16 protein-coding genes and 1 tRNA gene are annotated in these 20,789 nt (G+C 32.8%); 10 read left to right on the forward strand and 7 right to left on the reverse strand.

Features of this window, described 5'->3' with window-relative positions:
* Positions 1-24: 24 nt before the first annotated feature.
* Positions 25-564: a pentapeptide repeat-containing protein gene (locus AC1Q7N_RS03525; protein WP_002456835.1), complete on the reverse strand. Its 540-nt coding sequence runs from the start codon at positions 562-564 to the stop codon at positions 25-27.
* A 302-nt stretch (positions 565-866) separates the two neighbouring features.
* Here AC1Q7N_RS03525 and AC1Q7N_RS03530 point away from each other — a divergent pair, with 302 nt between their 5' ends.
* From AC1Q7N_RS03530 to aae, 6 genes are all read left to right on the forward strand, one after another.
* Positions 867-1,775, forward strand: coding sequence for a PLP-dependent cysteine synthase family protein (locus AC1Q7N_RS03530; RefSeq protein WP_001829369.1), 909 nt, complete (start codon positions 867-869; stop codon positions 1,773-1,775).
* Positions 1,768-2,913, forward strand: a complete 1,146-nt coding sequence (locus AC1Q7N_RS03535) for a bifunctional cystathionine gamma-lyase/homocysteine desulfhydrase (RefSeq protein ID WP_001829386.1) — start codon at positions 1,768-1,770, stop codon at positions 2,911-2,913. The genes AC1Q7N_RS03530 and AC1Q7N_RS03535 overlap by 8 nt, the downstream gene beginning before the upstream one ends.
* 246 nt (positions 2,914-3,159) lie before the next feature.
* Positions 3,160-4,185 (forward strand): methionine ABC transporter ATP-binding protein, encoded by a 1,026-nt coding sequence (locus AC1Q7N_RS03540; protein ID WP_001832450.1) that lies wholly within the window; start codon positions 3,160-3,162, stop codon positions 4,183-4,185.
* 2 nt (positions 4,186-4,187) lie between these two features.
* Positions 4,188-4,847, forward strand: coding sequence for a methionine ABC transporter permease (locus AC1Q7N_RS03545; protein ID WP_001829353.1), 660 nt, complete (start codon positions 4,188-4,190; stop codon positions 4,845-4,847).
* Between the two features lie 43 nt (positions 4,848-4,890).
* Entirely contained in the window at positions 4,891-5,736 is an 846-nt protein-coding gene (gene gmpC / locus AC1Q7N_RS03550; protein WP_002456836.1) for a dipeptide ABC transporter glycylmethionine-binding lipoprotein, read from the forward strand.
* 524 nt (positions 5,737-6,260) lie between these two features.
* Positions 6,261-7,235, forward strand: a complete 975-nt coding sequence (gene aae, locus AC1Q7N_RS03555) for an autolysin/adhesin Aae (protein ID WP_001829380.1) — start codon at positions 6,261-6,263, stop codon at positions 7,233-7,235.
* Between the two features lie 126 nt (positions 7,236-7,361).
* Here the strand turns inward: aae and AC1Q7N_RS03560 are convergent, their stop codons facing one another.
* Together AC1Q7N_RS03560 and AC1Q7N_RS03565 are read right to left on the reverse strand one after the other, a co-directional pair.
* On the reverse strand, positions 7,362-8,867 hold the full coding sequence (locus AC1Q7N_RS03560) for a glycosyltransferase (RefSeq protein WP_001832460.1): 1,506 nt from the start codon (positions 8,865-8,867) through the stop codon (positions 7,362-7,364).
* A gap of 374 nt (positions 8,868-9,241) precedes the next feature.
* Positions 9,242-9,520 carry a hypothetical protein gene (locus AC1Q7N_RS03565; protein ID WP_001829373.1) on the reverse strand — a complete coding sequence of 93 codons (279 nt, stop codon included), beginning with the start codon at positions 9,518-9,520 and terminating at the stop codon, positions 9,242-9,244.
* Between the two features lie 187 nt (positions 9,521-9,707).
* On the opposite strand from AC1Q7N_RS03565, the gene AC1Q7N_RS03570 reads away from it, so the two are divergent.
* A complete protein-coding gene (locus AC1Q7N_RS03570; RefSeq protein WP_001829379.1) occupies positions 9,708-10,094 on the forward strand; it encodes an NUDIX domain-containing protein in 387 nt (128 codons plus the stop codon).
* A gap of 512 nt (positions 10,095-10,606) precedes the next feature.
* On the opposite strand, the gene AC1Q7N_RS03575 is transcribed toward AC1Q7N_RS03570, so the two are convergent.
* From AC1Q7N_RS03575 to gltC, 3 genes are all read right to left on the reverse strand, one after another.
* Positions 10,607-11,392: a YibE/F family protein gene (locus tag AC1Q7N_RS03575; RefSeq protein ID WP_001829362.1), complete on the reverse strand. Its 786-nt coding sequence runs from the start codon at positions 11,390-11,392 to the stop codon at positions 10,607-10,609.
* A complete protein-coding gene (locus AC1Q7N_RS03580; protein ID WP_002437110.1) occupies positions 11,389-12,501 on the reverse strand; it encodes a YibE/F family protein in 1,113 nt (370 codons plus the stop codon). The genes AC1Q7N_RS03575 and AC1Q7N_RS03580 overlap by 4 nt, the downstream gene beginning before the upstream one ends.
* 136 nt (positions 12,502-12,637) lie before the next feature.
* A complete protein-coding gene (gene gltC / locus AC1Q7N_RS03585; protein WP_002456837.1) occupies positions 12,638-13,519 on the reverse strand; it encodes a glutamate biosynthesis transcriptional regulator GltC in 882 nt (293 codons plus the stop codon).
* Positions 13,520-13,710: 191 nt separating this feature from the next.
* On the opposite strand from gltC, the gene gltB reads away from it, so the two are divergent.
* The 3 genes from gltB (at position 13,711) to AC1Q7N_RS03600 (ending at position 19,843) form a co-directional block, all read left to right on the forward strand.
* A complete protein-coding gene (gene gltB, locus AC1Q7N_RS03590; protein ID WP_001832455.1) occupies positions 13,711-18,207 on the forward strand; it encodes a glutamate synthase large subunit in 4,497 nt (1,498 codons plus the stop codon).
* 17 nt (positions 18,208-18,224) lie between these two features.
* Entirely contained in the window at positions 18,225-19,688 is a 1,464-nt protein-coding gene (locus AC1Q7N_RS03595; RefSeq protein ID WP_001829340.1) for a glutamate synthase subunit beta, read from the forward strand.
* A gap of 62 nt (positions 19,689-19,750) precedes the next feature.
* Positions 19,751-19,843, forward strand: a tRNA-Ser gene (locus tag AC1Q7N_RS03600).
* Positions 19,844-19,920: 77 nt separating this feature from the next.
* On the opposite strand, the gene AC1Q7N_RS03605 is transcribed toward AC1Q7N_RS03600, so the two are convergent.
* Positions 19,921-20,742: a LysR family transcriptional regulator gene (locus AC1Q7N_RS03605; protein ID WP_001829404.1), complete on the reverse strand. Its 822-nt coding sequence runs from the start codon at positions 20,740-20,742 to the stop codon at positions 19,921-19,923.
* Positions 20,743-20,789: the final 47 nt, after the last annotated feature.

A 20,789-nucleotide genomic window follows, 5' to 3' on the forward strand; every position in this document is an offset into this window, starting at 1 on the left:
TTCTTAAGCGGAAGATAATGAATGTTAAATAGAAGTGTCTATATTTTCTAAAGTAACATCTTGTTTTTGTAATTCATTCATTAACTTTTGCGACATAGTTGAATTAGTAATAATTACATTTTTGAACTCACAATTTTTGAATTTTACATCTTTAAATGTTGTTCCTTCAATTTCTACATTTTTGAAAGAAACGTTTTTAAAAATGATATCAGTCCATTTTACGCTACGAATGAGATTGCTATCGAACATTGCATTTTGGAATAAAGTACTATTAAATACGGATTGATCAAATGGTGTATTCACAAATGTTGAATCTTTAAATTGGTTTTTGTAAAAATGAACATCTTCGAAAATACAATTATTAAACCCGCACGTTGTAAATTTACAATTACAAATTGCTTCTATATTCTTAAAAATACCTTCATTAAAATTACAGTTTTTAAAACGACTTTTATTAACCTCTAATTCATCATACATAGAATTTCTAAAACTAGATGATGTGTAACGAAGATTCTTATAATTTTCATTGGTAAATACAGATAAAGATAAATCTTGTTTCGTCATAATTAAAGCAGCTCCTTATCATTTCTAGTGTATGTAATTCGATAACTTTTATCGATGTGCTAGCTTATTTACCCCTATCATAACACTTTCGGTATGTATTCTCATATAAACGTAATCAATTATAAAAATACTTATTTTAAATAATGTTTAAATTTCAAATTGATTGTACGTTTTTCAGAAATTGCAAAAACAATGCCGATAAGTTATAATTCATATCTGATAAGTAAGAATTAGCGCTAACATAAATAAAGAAAGTGGGTTAAGTTCAGTGATACTCATTGTTGTCATCTGAACCAAAAATAATGATTGCATACGATTTGATAGGACAAACTCCATTAGTTTTATTAGAAAGCTTTAGTGACGAGAATGTTAAAATATACGCCAAACTTGAGCAATTTAATCCTGGTGGTAGCATCAAAGACCGTCTAGGGAAGTACTTAATTGAAAAAGCAATAGATGAAGGACGACTTAAAGAAGGGGATACAATAGTCGAAGCGACTGCTGGTAATACAGGCATTGGACTTGCTATTGCTTCTAATCGGCACAAAGTAAAATGTATCATCTTTGCTCCAGAAGGATTTGCAGAAGAAAAAATTTCAATTATGAAAGCATTGGGTGCAGATGTTAGACGTACCCCCAAAGCTGAGGGAATGACTGGCGCACAGCAAGAGGCGTTGGCATACGCAACACGATATGGATATTTATATATGAATCAATTCGAAACTAAAGATAATCCTGGGGCATATACACAAACACTTGCCAAACAACTCACAGATGAACTTTCACATATTGATTATTTTGTGGCAGGTGTTGGGTCCGGTGGTACGTTTACAGGAGTTGCACAACACTTAAAAACGTATGATGTAAAAAATTATATTGTAGAACCAGAAGGCTCTGTCTTAAATGGTGGTGTCAGTCATCCTCATGCAACTGAAGGGATTGGTTCTGAAAAGTGGCCATCATTTTTAGAAAAAGAATTAGTAGATGGTATTTTTACTGTTGCCGATAAAGATGCTTTTAATAATGTTAAACTTGTCGCGAATAAAGAAGGATTGTTAGTTGGTAGTTCTTCGGGAGCGGCATTACAAGGAGCGTTGGAATTAAAAAAAAGCATTCAAAATGGTGTGATTGTTACCATCTTTCCAGATGGAAGCGATCGATACATGTCCAAACAAATATTCAACTATAAGGAGAGTTTTAATAATGAATAAAAAAACGCAAATGATACATGGGGGACATACGACAGACAACTATACTGGAGCAGTGACAACACCTATTTATCAAACAAGTACTTATTTACAAGATGATATTGGTGATTTAAGACAAGGGTACGAATATTCACGTACTGCAAATCCTACACGTGCGTCTCTTGAAAGTGTTATTGCTAATTTAGAACATGGTAAGCATGGTTTTGCTTTTGGTTCAGGAATGGCAGCAATTAGTGCAGTTATCATGTTATTAGATAAAGGAGATCACTTAGTTCTTAATTCTGATGTTTATGGTGGCACATATCGTGCATTAACTAAAGTATTTACTCGCTTTGGTATAGACGTAGATTTTGTTGATACAACTAAAATTGAAAACATTGAACAATATATTAAACCTGAAACTAAAATGTTATATGTAGAAACACCTTCAAATCCATTATTGCGTGTGACTGATATTAAAGCATCAGCAAAAATTGCAAAAAAATATGATTTGATATCTGTAGTCGATAATACATTTATGACACCTTACTACCAAAACCCTTTAGACTTTGGTATTGATATCGTATTGCATTCGGCTACTAAATATATTGGAGGCCATAGTGATGTTGTAGCTGGTCTTGTTGCTACTGCTGATGATGATTTAGCAGAACGTCTAGGCTTTATTTCAAATTCTACAGGTGGTGTACTTGGACCTCAAGATAGCTATTTATTAATCAGAGGTATTAAAACGCTAGGTCTAAGAATGGAGCAAATAAACCGAAACGTTGAAGGTATTGTGCAAATGTTACAAAAGCACCCTAAAGTTCAACAAGTATTCCATCCTAGTATTAAGGAACATATGAACTATACTATCCATCAAAATCAAGCAACTGGGCATACAGGGGTAGTATCTTTTGAAGTTAAAGATACAGAAGCGGCTAAACAAGTGATTCACGCAACAAACTACTTTACACTGGCAGAGAGTTTAGGGGCAGTTGAAAGTCTAATTTCTGTACCGGCACTTATGACGCATGCGTCCATCCCATCAGATGTAAGAGCCAAGGAAGGTATTACGGATGGTCTCATTCGTTTATCTATTGGTATTGAAGACACAGAAGACTTAGTTAATGATTTAGAACAAGCCTTAAATACTTTGAGATAATATCACTTATTTAGAGATTAAGATGATGAAATGAAACGTTTTGCATCTTAATCTCTTGTTTTATATTTACTATTGAGTTGCGTAATTTCCACAATTTTTGAGATAAGTAACCAATTGTAGAACATTATTTTTCAGAATATTAATTAATTTTGGAAAAATCAAAAAAGATTGTTGACGGTACGACATCAATTCAATATAATGCAAATATTCAGATAATTTTAATCGGAAATTGGAGGGAGAGATTAGGTGATTGAATTCAAAAATGTTAACAAAGTTTTTCGCAAAAAAAGAGAAACTATTCAAGCTTTGAAAAATGTATCATTTAAGATTGACCAACATGATATTTTTGGTGTTATTGGTTATAGTGGTGCTGGTAAAAGTACATTAGTTCGGTTAGTCAATCAACTTGAGACAGTATCAGATGGTCAAGTTATTGTTGATGGTCATGAGATTGATACATATAAAGAAAAAGATTTACGTGATATTAAAAAAGATATCGGTATGATCTTTCAACATTTCAATTTGCTTAATTCTAAATCAGTCTATAAAAATGTTGCAATGCCACTTATTTTAAGTAAGACAAATAAGAAAGAAATTAAGGAAAAAGTTGACGAAATGTTAGAATTTGTGGGGCTTGCTGATAAAAAAGATCAATTTCCAGATGAATTATCAGGTGGACAAAAACAACGTGTTGCCATCGCAAGAGCATTAGTAACGCATCCTAAAATATTATTATGTGATGAAGCGACAAGTGCTCTGGATCCAGCTACTACAAGCTCAATTTTAAATTTATTAAGTAATGTGAATCGAACATTTGGTGTGACGATTATGATGATTACACATGAAATGAGCGTAATTCAAAAAATTTGTCATCGTGTAGCTGTCATGGAAAATGGCGAAGTGATAGAAATGGGGACAGTTAAAGATGTCTTTAGTCATCCACAAACGAACACTGCAAAAAATTTCGTTTCGACGGTGATTAACACTGAGCCTTCAAAAGAGTTACGGGCCTCTTTTAACTCGAGAAAAGATTCAAATTTCACAGATTATAAACTGTTTTTAGACTCTGAACAAATTCAATTGCCAATATTGAACGAGCTTATCAACGAGCATCATCTTAACGTTAACGTATTATTTTCTTCTATGTCAGAAATTCAAGATGAAACGGTTTGTTATTTGTGGTTGAGATTTGAGCATGATGAGTCATTTAATGATTTTAAACTTACTGATTACCTTTCAAAACGACATATTCGGTATGAGGAGGTTATATAAATATGTTTGGTTCAAGTTTAGATTCATCTCAATTATTACAAGCTCTATACGAAACATTGTATATGGTGACTGTATCACTTGTAATCGGTGCTTTAATAGGTATACCTCTTGGCATCTTGTTAGTGGTAACTAGAAAAAACGGTATATGGTCGAATACAATATTGCATCAAGTATTAAATCCTATCATTAATATTTTAAGATCAATTCCGTTCATTATTTTATTAATAGCCATAGTGCCTTTTACTAAATTGCTAGTTGGCACATCTATCGGCACAACAGCAGCCATAGTACCACTCACGGTTTATGTAGCACCTTATATCGCACGCTTAGTAGAAAACTCATTACTGGAAGTCGATGACGGGATTATTGAGGCAGCTAAAGCAATGGGTGCATCACCTCTTCAAATTATACGTTATTTTTTATTGCCAGAAGCACTTGGTTCATTAATTCTAGCTATAACTACAGCTATTATTGGTCTCATAGGTAGTACAGCAATGGCTGGTGCTGTTGGTGGTGGCGGTATAGGTGATTTGGCTTTAGTGTATGGTTATCAACGATTCGATACAATTGTCATTGTGATTACAGTCATTGTACTTATTATTATTGTTCAAATTATACAAACGTTAGGTAACTTTATCGCTAGGGTTATCCGTAGAAATTAAAATACTAGTAAGTGTTTTATAAATATTTAGGGGGAATTCATTTATGAAAAAGATTTTAAGTTTTTTAATCGTTGCAATTTTAGTTTTATCAGCATGTGGCGGTAATAATGGTAAAAAGGTAACCATAGGTGTTGCATCCAACGACACGAAGGCTTGGGAAAAAGTTAAAGAATTAGCTAAAAAAGATGATATTGATTTAGAAATCAAGCACTTTTCAGATTACAATGTTCCAAACAAAGCACTTAGTGACGGGGATATTGATTTAAATGCCTTCCAACACTTTGCTTTTTTAGATCAATATAAAAAAGCTCATAAAGATACCAATATTGAAGCACTTAGCACTACAGTATTAGCTCCATTAGGTATTTATTCAGATAAAGTTAAGAACATTAAAGATGTTAAAAAAGGTGCGCAAGTTGCTATTCCGAATGATGTATCTAACCAAGCTCGAGCACTTAAGTTATTAGAATCTGCAGGTTTAATTAAGCTTAAGAAGAACTTTGGATTAAACGGAACAACAAAAGATATTGAAAGTAATCCTAAAGATTTAAAAATTAAAGCTGTTGATGCACAACAAACAGCGCGTGCACTTTCTGATGTGGATATATCAGTTATCAATAACGGTGTTGCAACAAAAGCAGGAAAAGACGCTAAAAAGGATCCTATTTATTTAGAAAAAGCAAGTTCAGATGCAGTAAAACCATATATTAATGTTGTAGCTGTCAACTCTAAAGACAAAGATAATAAAACCTACAAAAAAATTATAGAACTTTATCATTCAAAAGAAGCTCAAAAAGCATTAAAAGAAGACACTAAAGACGGTGAAAAACCAGTAGATCTTTCTAAAAAGGAAATCGAAGAAATCGAAAATGAGTTGGCAAAAAAATAATATAAAGTTTTAGCGCAACATTCACCATATAGAAATTTTTAGTCTAGAATTCCAGTTATATGTGATGGTTGCAAAACAATTTTATAGTCAATGACTAAGTTGAAGATATATTTCTATATCTTTCATGGCATTTTACCTTTTTGAAGTGGGATAAAGAATTCATAGCGAATTCTATTCCTACTTCTTTTTTTATTCGAAATGTTGCATTTAGAATCTAGAAATAAGCGTCTGTCCATTTAATATTAATTTGAAAATAGAAAAAACATTACATTCGAAATTGTAAATATAAGGTGCGAAACCATATTAATAATAATTGTGATAAAAAAGACATTGTAATTGACTGCAAAATGTATTAAATTGGATAAATGCAAATATGTTTGAGCGTAGCCCTATTTTTTATTTAAAATAATATTTGTAATCAGAATGTCATCTAAAGCAAACATGCTATACATAATTAAAGAGTATAATATCTTTGTATTGTTAAAACGCGAATAAACAAAACCTAAAGTAGAGGAGGATTTCAAGTGCAAAAAAAATATATTACTGCCATTATTGGAACAACTGCCCTTAGCGCATTGGCATCAACTCATGCACAAGCTGCAACAACGCATACAGTAAAAAGTGGAGAATCTGTATGGTCAATTTCTCACAAATATGGGATTAGTATTGCTAAATTAAAATCACTTAATGGATTGACTTCCAATTTAATATTCCCTAATCAAGTATTGAAAGTATCAGGCTCATCTTCAAGAGCAACGTCAACAAATAGTGGCACAGTTTATACAGTTAAAGCTGGAGATTCATTATCTTCTATTGCTGCAAAATACGGTACAACTTATCAAAAAATCATGCAACTTAATGGGTTAAATAACTATCTTATTTTCCCTGGACAAAAGTTGAAAGTTTCTGGTAAAGCGACGAGTTCCAGTCGTGCAAAAGCTAGTGGGTCTAGTGGTCGTACTGCAACATATACTGTTAAGTATGGAGACTCACTATCTGCAATTGCTAGTAAATATGGGACAACGTATCAAAAAATTATGCAATTAAATGGATTAACTAATTTCTTTATCTATCCTGGACAGAAGTTAAAAGTGCCTGGAGGTAGTTCTAGTAGCTCATCTTCTAATAATACTAGATCAAACGGTGGCTATTATTCACCAACTTTTAACCATCAAAACTTGTATACTTGGGGACAATGCACATGGCACGTATTTAATAGACGTGCTGAAATAGGAAAAGGTATCAGTACATACTGGTGGAATGCAAATAATTGGGACAATGCATCAGCTGCTGATGGATATACTATTGATTATCGTCCTACAGTAGGCTCAATTGCACAAACTGACGCTGGTTACTATGGTCACGTAGCGTTTGTAGAGCGCGTGAATAGCGATGGAAGTATTTTAGTTTCAGAAATGAACTGGAGTGCAGCTCCTGGAAATATGACATATAGAACAATTCCAGCTTATCAAGTGAGAAATTACAAATTTATTCATTAAGAAAATTGTTTAACAATATATAACTATCAAATTAAGCCCATTGATGATTGGATTAAGAATCATCAATGGGCTTAATTATAGTTTTATAAAGATGCTACCAAATCTTTATAATATCGGAAAACTTTACTATTTTAATAAGTCTAAGCTTTGCATAAGTTGTTTGTAATTATTCACTGCGGCGTTATATTTTAAAGTGTCTTTATTTTTCACTTTTTGTAGTGGGTGCTCAATGATGTTAATCATATGTTTTGATAAACTATCAATATCATTTTTTTCAATGAGATAGCCATTTATCCCGTTTTGAATAATTTCACTTGGACCGTAACGAACGTTATAAGATAGGACTGGACACCCCATTTCTATACTTTCCATAAGTGTTAAGCCAAATCCCTCATATTGACTTGTAAGTAGAGAGGCTTTAGAATTCTTAAATTCTTGTAAAGGTTGATTGGTATATTTAAATATTTTAACTTTATCCGATAATTTTAATTCTGAAATCAAAGTATTCATCAATGGAATTTGATTATCTTCATCTCTACCAAATAAATGTAATTCTGTTTGGTAACCACTTTGCAAAAACTTGTGATAAGCTCTAATAATATGATCAATCTGTTTCTCTGTGCTAAAACGGCCTATATATATAAAGCGATTTTGATTGTTTGAGGAATCTTGTTCTACCTCCGTATCTAATTCGATAAAATGTGGTACTAGTTGGAATTGGTCGTCACTTATATGGAAATGTTGCTGTATATCGTGCTTTTGTTGGTGAGTGAGAACAATATACTTATAAACATTTTTTGATTGATTTAAAGCAAATCGATATGATTTTTTTATTTGGTCCCCTGATAAATGCGAGCTATGTAAAACAAGAATATTTTTTGTTTGGTGCGTTTGTTTAAGTAATGGTTTATCTAAAAATCGAGCATCATTAAAGACGATATCTTGATTTTTGAATCTATTCTGAAAATAAAACTGAGCTAATAATTTATCATTTTTAAAGGTCTTATAAAGTTTTTTATTTCTATATATTTCTACGCCATTAATTTTGCTGTTTGGTTTAGTTTTGAAATATCTCTTGCAGTACATAGAGCCCTCAGTATCAAATAATTCGTCGCTATGTTTTAAAGAAGAGTCATCATAATAATATTCTTTTCTATGAAGTTGGCCGTATAAGTTATATTGATGGCGCTCATATTTCAATCCTGATGTGGGAGAAATGAAGTCCTCATATTCAAGAACATTAGACTGTCCATAATACTTTCGAGATCTCACATGACATTCATTATTATAATAATGAATAAGACCACTCTTTTTTCCTTGCTTATCAATAAGTCCTTTAATCTTTCTAGGTGTTTTAATGTATTTTGGATTCCTAGTAATCAATGTTTTTGGGACTTTAAAAAGTTTGAAATTTGATAACCATTCATACATATTCTCGAATTGTATATTTTCTGTAACTTTGTTTTCTTGTCTGTATTTTTTATAAATACTAGGATAATTACCATGATAATTAGTGGTGAGAATTTTACTTGGAATTTTAAATTCTTCATCTAACAGTTTAATTCGTCTGAGTAAAGCTTGAGTTCTACCACCATGGGATAATGGAAGGGTGGTTGTTACTGTGTATATCATAATTAATTCTCCTTTATTTCAAACTTAAATTATTAGATAAGTTGTATAAATTGTTAATTACTTATGATAAACATTTTTATGAAAATTACAAGAATTTTAATAACTATTCAGAATTTGTACTATATAACCGTGTTTGTGTTTAGTATTAAATGCAATGCTTTGTCACACTATTTTATAATTGTTTAATTTGTTTAAAATAAAAAAGAGGTGAGGAAGAATTTTTAATCTATTCATCTCCCCACCTCTTACTTTAAGATAAAAAGTTTAAAAATGATTAGAACAATATTTTTAAAACTAGTCATCTCATAAGAATATATTTTAATGTTTGGCAACTTATTTTTTCTGAAAAAATTTAATTATCAGTTTTAATTTGTTTAGTGATAGTCATATTCATCTCTAACTTTTTTAAAACTTGTGAATAAGCGTACCCCATTGATTGCAAATGATCCAAGTGCACTTAACTTACGAAGTTTAGATGCAGATTTAATAGAAATGTAAAAATCAATGATTGTTCCAAGTGCGCTTAGACCTAATGATAAATAGACAAGTTGTTTATTCTTAGCATTATAGCGAATTCCGTTATAACCATCTACAATGAATCCTGCTACATTGAATAATCTTGATAAACGTGAAGCGTTTGCTTGTTTAGCCATAAATTATGATTCCCTCCGTATACCATACTTATTTTGAAGATTAAAATATTCGAATGTATGGTTAATTGTCATATTTTCAATTAAATGTAGTTTAGTTAAATCATGTAGTAACTTATTTATGATAACATAATACTAAATATAAGTATGAAATTGAAGATATTTATTATGAATAAGGGTGAATTGATGAATGATTAAATGTGTTTGCTTGGTTGAAGAAAAGAATCATCAGTTACTACTTGTACAAGTTCGACATAGAGATAAGTATTATTTCCCGGGTGGTAAAATTGATGAGGGTGAGAGCCTTGTGGAAGCTTTACAGAGAGAATTGAAGGAAGAATTGCGCTTAGAATTAGCTAAAGATGAATTAGAATTTATTGGAACTATTGTCGGAGAAGCCTATCCACAACCTAATATGTTGACTGAACTTAATGGATTTAAAGTTAATCGAGCTATAGATTGGTCAAAAGTTGAAACCGATCATGAAATTACTGACATGAAATGGTTCGATATCAATGACAGTGAAAATATAGCGCCTGCAGTGAATACGTGGATTAAGGAATTTATCAATGATTAATAGATAGGGTTTAAATATTAACATCATATTACGCAACTCAATTTCTATTGATGTGAAGTTTTGATAATATCAAGTTTATGAAAGCGCGCTAATTGAATATTTAAACTGTGCTCATTATAGAAGCCATTAACCTAACCTAGTTGTGCAGGTACATAGATGACTGAATCTTTCTGAGTGAAAAGATTAATGGTTAGACAGTATATGAAAAAACCTATTTGCTATATTATTTTGGCGATGCATTATAGAAAGTTAATGTTGAGCAAAAGTTGTCGGTGAAAAGTGAGTAAGTTGTTACACAGATGTGAGAAAGATATATTTTCATGGGTTAAAGAATTTACGTACACTATCAAATATAAAAAAGAATATGACGAATATTTATTAAAAATGCAATTACTTTAAATTAGGTTTATACATTAAGAATAATATTAAACATCCCATCGCCATATAATAATTAAGTTAAATTGTTTGATTATCAACGCTCGCTTTAATTATTTAAAGGCGATGGGAATATTTTATTTATTTTGTTGATTCGTAAGAGTCTTCTTCTGACTGACATGTTTAATCATAAATGCTGTAATCCATGCAGTAATGGGAATGCTAATTGCAACGGCGATACCACCAAGTAAAATAGCTATAAATTCCTGTGTGAATATCTTCGAATTAATGATGTGTCCAAATGAATATTTTAATTTAAAGAACCAGAAGAATAAAGTTAATTGTCCTCCGAAAAATGCTAAATAAATGGTGTTGGCAGAAGTTGCTAATATCTCTCTACCCACACGCATACCAGACTGAAATAATTGATGCTGATTTAAATTTGGATTAGTCTCATTTAGTTCATACATAGGGGAACTAATTGTTATTGCTAAATCAATGACTGCAGCTATCACTGCAAGAACAATTGTAAATACCATAAATTGTACCATATTAATACCAATATTCATTGAATACACATATGTTTCATCCTGCTGTTCGGTGGCAAAACCTTGTAAGTGACCCATCTCAACTGAAAAGTATATCATGAGTATTAATATAAGTATTGTTACTAAAGTACCTAGAAAAGCCGCTTGTGTTTTTACATTGTAACTATTTAATACAAATAAATTAATTGCGGCTATGATAAAGCAAAATATAAATGTGACAAGATAGATTGGCACACCATATATAATTAAAAGAATACTTATTACAAGAATGATAAAATTTAAAAACAAAGTGAAAAAAGAAATGAGTCCTTTTTTACCTCCGAAAATAACCATTATCAACAATAATAAGAAACCTAAAATAGTAATTGCACTCATTGATTAACACCTCGCAGTTTAAACCATAGTTCCATTAAAGCAATTGTTATAGGAATAGTTAAAACGATACCTATCCCACCAGTTAATGCTCGAGCAACTTCTAATGACCAATTCATCGAAATAGTATAAGTAATAGTGTTAGCATTTTTTAAATAAATTAGAAACATAGGTAAGCTACCAGATAGATATGAAAAGAGAAGTATATTAGTCATTGTTCCCATTATATCCTGACCGATATGTCTTCCGGCAAGAGCCCAACGTTTCATGGAAATTTGAGGGCTACGTTTTAAAATTTCGTACATCCCACTTGCAATAGTAATAGAAACATCCATCACTGCTCCAAGTGTACCTATTAGTACGGAAGCTAGAAAGACATCCTTAGGAGGGAGAGTAAGGAAAGTGATTGTTTCGTATTTTATTCCATTTCCCCCGGTAAATTTGATGATGACTTCGGTAATTCCAACACATAAGAACGTACCAATCAGCGTACTTACAATAGTAATTAAGGTTCGGCTATGCCAACCTGTTACAAGTAGTAAAGTGAAAGAAGTGGAAATGATAATAGCACAAGTCATCAAAAAGAATAAACTTATAGCCCCATATTGATCATGTATTAAAATAGCTCCCATAACGGCAATGGTATTAACGATAAGAGATAATATAGATTGAAGTCCTACTTTTTTTCCTACAACTAAAACAGTAAGTAAAAATAAGCCGGTTATTATGACAACAATAGTATCTCGTTTTTTCTCTATAATAGTTGCGTCTTTAGGATTTTTAGAAATATGTAAAAGAACCTTGTCATTTTTGGAAAATGATTCTGAATCAGCTTGAGATTTCACATATTGGTGGGGAATCGTCGTTGTTTGCCCCTTGAATTCACCATTTAGAATCTTGAATGTTATCTTCTCTTTGTACTTAATATCTTTATTTTTGTGCTCGTCTGTTACCTTTTGTGATTGGATATCAGTAATTTGAGTGATTTGTCCTATAGGCATATTATAAAATCTATCGTTAAAAAACGTGAATATTAACGTACCTAAAAACAGGCAACTAAAGATTATCATCATCCAAGTAAAAGGTGTTTTAAAAAAATTCTTGGATTGCATCTTAAAACCTCAATTCTCAACTTGATAATCATATTGATATAGTGATTATACGACCTTTTATGATTGAACTCAAAAAGTTATCAATGAAATGTTTATGTTGAAGAGTGATAAAGTTTTGCAAAGATAAGATGAATGGTTAATATATAGTCGATTTATTTAATAATGTGCAAATTAAATTCCATGCTATATTAATGTCGTTTTTCTTGTTATCTTTTCGCATAACTACACATAGCATTCGTTTTAATTCTGTATGATTTAAAGGGATTTTAGTCCAATTTACGTGATCATATAGTAAAGAATTTTGACTAGAAATAATAAATCCCTTATTATGACTCAAAATATGTTGAGCGAGTTTCATATCTGAAATCATTCGTACTTGTGCCTTAGTCTTTTCAATCAATTTACTTTTTATTGAGCTTGTCATTGGTTCGAGACAGTATAGTGATTGATTTGTAAATTGAGATAGCGGGGGATGTACAGTCATAGCTAGTGGATGTGATTTGGGCACATACATATAATAATTTTCTTCAAATAAAGGCATGACGCGTAAATGTGTTTCCCGTTCTAACACAGGAGTAAATTCAGTGATTGCAAGATCCAATTGATTGGAAAGGATTTGATCTAATAATTTATCATGTTTTGTAAGTTGCGGAATCATGGTACTGTTACTTTGTTGTTCAAATGTTTGAATTAGGGGAAGAATCATTTGAGAGGCATCACTTTCTTCATATCCAATATAAATTGTCTGTTGGTTATGTGATACGTGTTGTTGAAATGAGTGAATGGTTTTATCCATTAATTCTAGTATTTGAGTTGCCTGTGAGAGTAACTGTCTACCTTCAACAGTTAATATGATATTTCTCCCACTTCTTTTAAATAATGTCACCCCCAATTCTTTTTCGAGTTGAGTGATTTGACGACTAATCGCAGACTGTGCAATGTTTAGTTCTAATGCCGCATCTGAAATATGCTCTCGACGTGCAACCTCTACAAAGTATCTAAGTTGTTTTATATCCATAGTTGATTTCCCTCCATTCAATAAAATAAATACTGTCTTATTTTAAACCTAGTATATCAGTATTTTTTACAATCGTTCTAATAATTAGATGAATTTAATCTAATTTATATATTGAACAGATAAATAAATTACATTATAGTAATTACTATCAAACAAAATTGTCAGAAAATTCTAATAAGGGAGTGTGCATCATGTACAATGAGAAATTAAAAAAGGGACTATACGATTATCGTGAAGAGCATGATGCGTGTGGTATTGGATTTTATGCCAATATGGATAATAAAAGATCTCACGATATTATAGAAAAATCTTTAGAAATGTTAAGACGGTTAGATCATCGTGGTGGAGTAGGTGCCGATGGTATTACTGGTGATGGTGCAGGAATTATGACGGAGATACCATACCAATTGTTCGAACAATTAACAGAATTCAAAGTTCCCGGCGAAGGATATTATGCCGTGGGATTATTTTTTTCTAAAGAGAAAGTTAGAGATTCAATTCACGAAGAGATGTTTAATCAATATTTTGAAAGTGAAGGTTTTAAAGTCATTGGATATAGAGATGTGCCAGTAGATACTCGCGCTATTGCTCAACATGTTGCAGATACTATGCCTTATATTCAACAAGTATTTGTTGACATCACAGGTGTAAAAGAAGTTGAAAAACGATTGTTTTTAGCAAGAAAGCAAATTGAAAAATATAGTGAAACACAATCCATAGATTTATATTTTACAAGTCTCTCTCATAGAACGATTGTTTATAAAGGTTGGTTACGTTCGGATCAAATTAAAGGCTTATATTTAGACCTACAAAATGAGGCATATCAATCAAAATTAGGACTTGTACACTCCCGCTTTAGTACTAATACATTTCCAAGTTGGAAACGTGCACATCCCAATCGCATGCTTATGCACAATGGTGAAATTAATACCATTAAGGGTAACGTAAACTGGATGCGAGCACGCCAAAATAAACTAGTTGAAACATTATTTGAAGATGAGAAAGATAAGGTGCATTTTATTGTTGATGAAGATGGTAGTGACTCATCAATAGTTGATAATGCGTTAGAGTTCTTATCATTAGCAATGGAGCCTGAAAAAGCAGCGATGTTATTAATTCCAGAGCCATGGTTATACAATGAATCTAACGATAAAAAAGTTCGCTCTTTCTATGAATTTTATAGTTATTTAATGGAGCCATGGGATGGACCAACTATGATTTCCTTTTGCAATGGAGATAAGATAGGTGCATTGACTGATAGAAATGGATTAAGACCTGGGCGTTATACAATAACTAAAGACAATTTTATTGTTTTTTCTTCCGAAGTAGGTGTCATTGATGTTCCAGAAGAAAATGTAGCATTTAAAGGACAACTTAATCCTGGAAAGTTATTACTTGTAGACTTTTTGCAAAATAAGGTTGTAGAAAATAATGAGCTAAAAACTAATATTGCTAATGAGTTGCCCTACGAACAATGGCTAAAAGATTATAAAAATAAAAATGATTTAGATAATATTTATTACCAATCTTCCGACTGGGATGATCAAACACTCTTCCGCTTACAGAAACAATTTGCTTACACTAAAGAAGATATCAATAAATATATGACAGATTTAGTCATCAATAAAAAAGATCCCATCGGAGCGATGGGATATGATGCACCTATTGCAGTTCTTAATGATAAGCCTGAGTCACTATTTAATTATTTTAAACAATTATTTGCACAAGTTACCAATCCACCCATCGATGCTTATCGAGAAAAGATTGTAACTAGTGAACTTTCATATTTAGGTTCAGAAGGGAACCTCTTATGTCCTGATGAATCAGTTTTAGAAAGAATTCAATTAAAAAAACCAGTTTTAAATGAAGCGCAATTATCATCAATCGATCATTCGTATTTTAATGTAACGTATTTATCTACACTTTATACAGGTGATTTGGAAAGTAGCTTAAATGAACTAGGGAACCGAGCAATACAGGCTGTACATGAAGGTGCGAAAATTTTGGTGTTAGACGATACGTCTTTAACTCACGAAAATAGTTATGCAATGCCAATTTTATTAGCGTTAAGTCACGTGCATCAATTATTAATTCGAGAAGGATTAAGAATGGAGACCAGCCTCATTGCGCAGTCCGGTGAAACACGAGAAGTTCATCACGTTGCATGTTTACTTGGTTATGGTGCAAACGCTGTAGTTCCATATTTAGCGCAACGAACGATTGAACAATTAACGCGTCAAGGTCAACTTTCAGGAACTGTCGCTGAAAATGTTGCTACGTATACCAATGTATTGTCAGAAGGCGTTATTAAAGTGATGGCTAAAATGGGCATTTCTACTGTACAAAGTTATCAAGGAGCACAGATATTTGAAGCGGTAGGTTTATCGAATAGCGTCATTGAAAAATATTTTACAGGTACACAGTCAAAATTATCTGGTATAAGTATTGAACAAATAGACAAAGAGAATAAAGCGAGACAAAGTGATGATTCTGATTATCTTGAATCCGGAAGTGTATTTCAATGGAGACAGCAAGGTCAGCATCATGCATTTAATCCTCGTACGATTTTTTTATTGCAGCATGCATGTAGAGAAAATGATTACGAGTTATTTAAAAAATTCTCCAAAACTGTAAATTTAAAACGTACGGATCATATTAGACATTTATTAGAATTCAAGACACGCCAATCTATTGATATTAGTCGTGTTGAACCAGCAAGTGAAATCGTAAAACGTTTTAATACAGGAGCAATGAGTTACGGCTCTATCTCAGCAGAGGCACATGAGACGTTGGCTCAAGCTATGAATCAAATTGGAGGTAAAAGTAATAGTGGAGAAGGTGGAGAAGATTCTTCACGTTACGAAATTCAAAAGGATGGAAGTAATAAGATAAGTGCGATTAAGCAAGTTGCATCAGGTCGTTTTGGGGTGACGAGTGATTACTTGCAACATGCAAAAGAAATTCAAATTAAAGTCGCACAAGGCGCTAAACCAGGGGAAGGTGGACAACTACCAGGTTCAAAAGTATATCCATGGATTGCTGAGACTAGAGGTTCGACACCAGGTATAGGATTAATTTCACCACCACCACACCATGATATTTATTCAATTGAGGACTTAGCACAGCTCATTCATGATTTAAAAAATGCAAATAGAAGAGCTGATATTGCAGTTAAGCTTGTATCAAAAACTGGCGTTGGAACTATAGCTTCAGGGGTAGCTAAAGCTTTCGCCGATAAAATTGTTATAAGTGGTTATGATGGAGGTACAGGTGCATCGCCTAAAACAAGTATTCAACATGCAGGTTTGCCATGGGAGATAGGCCTTGCCGAAACACATCAAACACTTAAATTAAATGATTTGCGTAGTCGCGTAAAATTAGAAACGGATGGTAAGTTACTGACGGGTAAAGATGTAGCTTATGCTTGTGCGCTTGGTGCAGAAGAATTTGGTTTCGCAACAGCACCACTTGTTGTTTTGGGGTGTATTATGATGAGGGTTTGTCATAACGATACGTGTCCAGTAGGGGTTGCAACACAAAACAAAGATTTAAGAGCTTTGTTTAGAGGTAAGGCACAGCATGTAGTTAACTTTATGTATTTTATAGCTGAAGAATTACGTGAAATTTTGGCTTCACTTGGTTTAGAAACAGTAGAAGAGTTAGTAGGAAGAACAGATCTTCTTCAACGTTCGACGCAATTGAAACCAAATAGTAAAGCAGCTTCGCTTCAAATAGAACGTTTAATAGAACAATTTGACGGGGTTAATACGAAAGAGATATCACAAAACCATCATCTTGATGAAGGATTCGATTTGAATTATCTGTACCCAGACGCACGCTATAGTATTGAAAACGGGCACTCTTTTACCGGAAATTATGTTGTTAATAATGAACAGCGAGATGTAGGTGTAATTACAGGTAGTGCGATAGCTAAACAATATGGAGAAGAAGGATTACCTGAAGATACGATACTTGCTTACACTGAAGGTCATGCAGGTCAAAGCTTAGCTGCATATGCACCACGCGGATTAACAATCCATCATACCGGTGATGCTAATGACTACGTAGGTAAAGGATTGTCCGGTGGAACTGTCATCGTAAATGCTCCAAATAGTCAACGTGAAAATGAAATTATAGCAGGAAATGTAAACTTTTACGGGGCTTCTAGAGGTAAAGCGTTTATCAATGGTAAAGCTGGTGAGCGTTTCTGTATCAGAAATAGTGGTGCAGATGTTGTAGTAGAAGGTATTGGTGATCATGGACTTGAATATATGACAGGGGGACATGTCATTATCTTAGGAGATGTTGGAAAGAACTTTGGCCAAGGCATGAGCGGGGGCGTAAGTTATATTTTCCCTTCTGACGTGGAGAAATTTAAAAAGGTTAATGCGCTTGAAACTTTAGAATTCAGTAGCATACGTTTTGATGAGGAAAAATCTCTTATCAAAGACATGCTTGAAGCACATTTTAAGCATACACGTAGTAACAAAGCACGCCAATTACTTGACCAATTTGACAATATTGAAAAGTTAGCAATTAAAGTTATTCCGAAAGATTACAAATTAATGATGCAAAAAATTGATTTGAAAAAACGTCAAATGGAACGTGAAGATGAAGCAACACTGGCAGCGTTTTATGATGACAGAGAAACAATTGAACAAGAGCTACAGCCAGCAGTCATTTATTAAAGAAGTGAGGGATTATCATGGGCGAATTTAAAGGATTTATGAAATATGATAAACAGTCGCTATCAGAATTGTCTTTGGTAGACCGTCTTTCGAATCATGAAGCGTTTCAACAACGCTTCACTAAAGAAGATGCTTCGATTCAGGGTGCGCGCTGTATGGATTGTGGAACACCTTTTTGTCAAACTGGGCAATCTTATGGAAGAGAAACAATAGGATGCCCTATTGGTAATTATATACCTGAGTGGAACGACTTAGTCTATCATCAAGATTTTAAAGCTGCTTACGAAAGATTGAGAGAGACGAATAATTTTCCTGAATTTACAGGAAGAGTTTGTCCTGCACCATGTGAGCAATCATGTGTTATGAAAATTAATAGAGAATCCGTGGCGATTAAAGGTATTGAACGTACAATTATTGATGAAGCATATGAGAATGAGTGGGTTCATCCCGCATATCCTGAAGATCATAAAGACCAACGAGTTGCTATCGTAGGTAGTGGTCCAGCGGGACTTACAGCAGCTGAAGAATTAAACTTTAAAGGCTATAAAGTTACTGTTTATGAAAAGGCGCATGAACCAGGCGGCTTGCTAATGTATGGTATACCAAATATGAAACTAGATAAAGACGTAATACGTCGACGTGTATCACTTATGAAAGATGCTGGGGTTTTATTTAAAACAGGCGTTGAAATTGGCGTCGATGTGAGCCGTGAAACACTTGAAGAAAATTATGATGCTATTATTTTATGCACAGGTGCTCAAAATGCGAGAGATTTACCATTGGAAGGACGAATGGGCTCTGGTATTCATTTTGCAATGGACTATCTTACTGAACAAACACAGTATCTAAATGGTGAGATTGAAAGTTTGAGCATTACTGCTAAAGATAAGAATGTAATTATTATAGGTGCTGGTGATACTGGTGCAGACTGTGTAGCGACAGCATTACGTGAAAACTGTAAATCTATTGTTCAATTTAATAAATATACGAAACAGCCTGAAGAGATTACTTTTGAAAGTAATACTTCCTGGCCATTAGCAATGCCTGTTTTCAAAATGGATTATGCGCATAAGGAATATGAAGCTAAATTTGGTCAAGAACCAAGAGCCTATGGTGTACAAACAATGCGCTATGATGTTGACGAGTTAGGAAATGTTAAAGGCTTATATACACAAATATTAAAAGAAACGCCTGATGGCATGGTGATGGAAGATGGACCAGAACGATTTTGGCCGGCTGATTTAGTCTTATTATCTATAGGGTTTGTTGGTACTGAAACCACTGTTCCGCATGCGTTTGATATACACACCGAGCGTAATAAAATTGTAGCTAATGATACAAATTATCAAACTAATCACGCTAAAATATTTGCTGCAGGAGATGCAAGACGAGGTCAGAGTTTGGTTGTTTGGGCAATAAAAGAAGGTCGTGAAGTAGCACATTCTGTTGATCAATACTTAAGTAAAGAAGTTCTAGTGTAAACTCAAGAATAATTATATTGACTTTTAATTAAAGTCATTATATTATTGTTATTGTGTTAATTGGAGGAATACCCAAGTCCGGCTGAAGGGATCGGTCTTGAAAACCGACAGGGCCTTAACGGGCCGCGGGGGTTCGAATCCCTCTTCCTCCGCCATTAGAATTTAAATTCCAAGACTAATAGATACCGAAGAGGCTGGGACATAATTCCTAGCCTCAGATTTTTTATATACTCTACTTCATAATCATTTCAATGACAGCTCTAATATTTTCACCTATATATTTATCAACATGTTGAGCAAGGTAATAGTGACGTTTCACATTTAAAGTTGTTATCATTAATTTTTCATAATCTTCTGGATGAAGTGCTGATTTTGAAATAATTGCAAACCCATTTCCAGCCTCTACCATTTGTTTAATAATCTTAATATTGTTAATTTCTATCAAATATGGATTTAATTTCAACTCAGAAAGACCTACTTCCTGATAAAACCTTGTTCCAGACCCTTTTTCTCTAACGAAACATATATCCATTCTAGGTTGAATCGATTTTTTGTAAATATACACCATTTCGTCTTCCATTATTTCCTTACATTTTATTGCATTGTCTTGAATTTCCTTTTCTACAATACCTATATCTACTCTGTTGTGTTTAATATCATTTATAACAGAATCTGAATTATTAACACGTAAATGAATATGTAACTTAGGGTATTGTTGCATAAGACTGGTAAGCTGTTCTGATAATAAATATTCACCATATGTATAACTGCTTCCAATTGTTAAGGTGCCTGAGATGATTTCAGATTCCGATGTTAAGTTTTGCCATAATTCTTGTTCAATACTTTCCCGTTGCAATGCGTATTGTAATAGCTTTTCGCCATCTCTAGTTAGTTTTAAATATGGAGATTTAAATTCAAATATTTTAACATTATATTTTAATTCTAAACGTTTAATATCACGACTCACAGAAGGCTGCGAAGTATATAAATTTTCTGCTGCTCTAGTAAAACTTTCTGTTTTCATTACTTCAATTAATACCTTATACGGATCCATGCATCATTCTCCTTTAATTCTAATATAACATTTTTGATATATATACT

The sequence above is a fragment of the Staphylococcus sp. GW823-FHT05F06 genome (genome assembly GCF_058795495.1).